The 2514-nt window shown below is 58.9% G+C and carries 3 protein-coding genes; all 3 read left to right on the forward strand.

The genetic code is table 11. The features are described from left to right. Positions 1-92 precede the first annotated feature (92 nt). The 3 genes from AB4Z11_RS29240 to AB4Z11_RS29250 all read left to right on the forward strand — a co-directional run bounded on the left by AB4Z11_RS29240 (position 93) and on the right by AB4Z11_RS29250 (position 2312). Complete coding sequence (locus AB4Z11_RS29240; protein ID WP_442029331.1) at positions 93-1322, forward strand: NAD(P)/FAD-dependent oxidoreductase; 1230 nt, start codon at positions 93-95, stop codon at positions 1320-1322. 198 nt (positions 1323-1520) lie between these two features. Then, positions 1521-1733 (forward strand): 30S ribosomal protein S21, encoded by a 213-nt coding sequence (rpsU, locus tag AB4Z11_RS29245; protein ID WP_005665410.1) that lies wholly within the window; start codon positions 1521-1523, stop codon positions 1731-1733. Between the two features lie 129 nt (positions 1734-1862). Beyond that, complete coding sequence (locus AB4Z11_RS29250) at positions 1863-2312, forward strand: GatB/YqeY domain-containing protein (RefSeq protein ID WP_442029332.1); 450 nt, start codon at positions 1863-1865, stop codon at positions 2310-2312. Positions 2313-2514 lie beyond the last annotated feature (202 nt).

The following is a 2514-nucleotide window of genomic DNA, read 5'->3' on the forward strand; positions in this document are numbered from 1 at the left end:
TTCTGGTGGGGCGCAGCGTGTCGGAGAGGTGGAGTTTCGCGAAATTGTCCGAATGTCGGATCTGACCCCAAGGTTCATGTTTTAGTAGAATAATGGGTTTGGGTTGGCGTGAGGGTGCGATGCAGGTGGATGTGGCGGTGATTGGCGCGGGCGCGGCGGGGATGATGTGCGCGGCGACGGCGGCGCAGCGCGGGAAGCGCGTCGTGCTGATCGACCATGCGGAGAAGCTGGCGGAGAAGATCCGTATCTCCGGCGGTGGCCGCTGTAATTTCACCAATATTAATGCGGGTCCCGCTAATTTTTTGTCGGAGAATCCGCACTTTGCCAAGAGCGCTCTGTCGCGCTTTACGCCCCATGATTTCCTGGCGCTGGTGAAGAAGTACCGCATCGCTTTCCACGAAAAACACAAAGGCCAGCTCTTCTGCGACGATTCCGCCGAACAGATCATCAATATGCTGCGCGCCGAGTGCGATAACGGTGGCGTGCAGTGGCGCATGCCGAGCAAGGTGCAGTCCGTGCAGCAAAACGCGGCGGGCTTCCATCTGCAGACCGAGCATGGCGACATCCACGCCGCAGCCGTCGTGATCGCTACCGGCGGCCTGTCCATCCCCAAGATCGGCGCCACCGATTTCGGCTACCGCGTCGCCAAGCAGTTCGGCCTCAAGCTGGTCGATCCACGCCCCGCGCTGGTCCCGCTCACCTTCGACGAGAACGAGTGGAAGCCTTTCGTCCCCCTGGCCGGCGTGTCGCTGGAAGTGGATGTGGAAACCGGCTCGCTGAAAGGCCGCAATGCCACCGGCGCGCGCTTCCGCGAGGACTTGCTATTCACGCACCGTGGCCTGTCCGGCCCCGCCATCCTGCAGATTTCGAGCTTCTGGCAGCCGAATACGCCGATTGTCATCAATCTGCTGCCGGAATTGGATCTGGCGCAGACGCTCATCGAAGGCAAGTCCACCATCAAGAAGCAGCTGGGTAATGTGCTGTCCCAATACCTGCCATCGCGACTGGCCGAGGGGCTGCTGCAGGCGCACGGTTATGCGCACGATGCGCGCATTGCCGACATGCCCGACGCCAAATTGCGCAAGCTCGGCGAACTCATCAACCGCTGGACCATCACCCCCAATGGTTCCGAAGGCTACCGCAAGGCCGAGGTCACCAGAGGTGGCGTCGACACCAAAGAACTGTCCCAGCAATCGATGATGGTGAACAAGGTTCCCGGCCTGTATTTCATCGGCGAAACGGTGGATGTAACCGGCTGGTTGGGTGGCTACAACTTCCAGTGGGCATGGGCTTCCGGGGTGGCGGCCGGGCTGGCAATCTGATATCATTCACCTCCCGGCAATGCACTTTCGCCGGATCTATTGATGTTAGCGGGGCGGAAAGATTGCCCTTTAACAGACGTGGTATTCCTCCTGGAACCCGCCTGATGGGCCGGTTTAGCGTCCATTTGCTCTTCCATTTTTGGACAAAAGCTGCTAATATCGCTGTCTTCCTTAAACCCTAACGGTTTGAATTTTTACATGACCACTATTCGCCTTAAAGAAAACGAGCCGTTCGAAGTCGCTATGCGCCGCTTCAAGCGCACTATCGAAAAAACGGGTCTGCTGACCGAACTGCGCGCTCGTGAGTTCTACGAGAAGCCAACCGCTGAGCGTAAGCGCAAGCTGGCTGCCGCTGTTAAGCGTCACTACAAGCGTATCCGCAGCCAACAGCTGCCGAAGAAGCTGTACTAATTGCTCTAGCCGGCACGTCCGCACACGGCGCCAGTTCGCCACGGATGCGCCACGTGCCCAGAGTTTCCACCCGCTCCGGTTAGGCCGCAGCGGGTTTTCCTTTTTTACCGCACACTTTTTGAGGTTGCCATGAGTTTGAAAGCACAGATCACCGAAGACATGAAAGCCGCCATGCGCGCCAAAGAGTCGGGCAAGCTGGCCACCATCCGCCTGATCCTGGCTGAGATCAAGCGCAAGGAAGTGGACGAGCAGATCGAAGTCGACGATGCCCAGACCGTGGCCATCGTGGAAAAAATGATCAAGCAGCGCAAGGATTCCATCACCCAGTTCGAAGCCGGCGGCCGCGCCGACCTGGCTGATATCGAAAAGGCTGAGCTGGTTGTTCTGACCACCTACATGCCCGCCGGCCTGTCCGACGAGGAAATCGCGGCGGAAGTGAAGGCTGCTGTGGCCGAGTCCGGCGCGGCTGCGCCTGGCGACATGGGCAAGGTAATGGCTATTCTGAAGCCAAAACTCGCGGGCCGTGCCGATATGACCGTGGTGTCCGGCCTGGTGAAAAAAGCGCTGTCCCCGGCGTAACGGCACGGCGGGACGATGTCCCGCCCTACACGAGTCGCTATCGGGCATGTATGATGCAATGCCGCCGTAGGGCGGATCATTGATCCGCCGCTGTGTTGAGTTACATCAACCCATAGCCCTGCACCGCGGTATAGTCTGATCTGCAACAAAAGACCGTCAGCCAAGTGATTCCACAATCGTTCATTTCCGACCTGCTCAACCG

Origin of the sequence: Pseudoduganella sp. RAF53_2, from assembly GCF_052113985.1 — a bacterium.
In the GTDB taxonomy this organism is placed as follows: Bacteria; Pseudomonadota; Gammaproteobacteria; order Burkholderiales; family Burkholderiaceae_D; genus Rugamonas.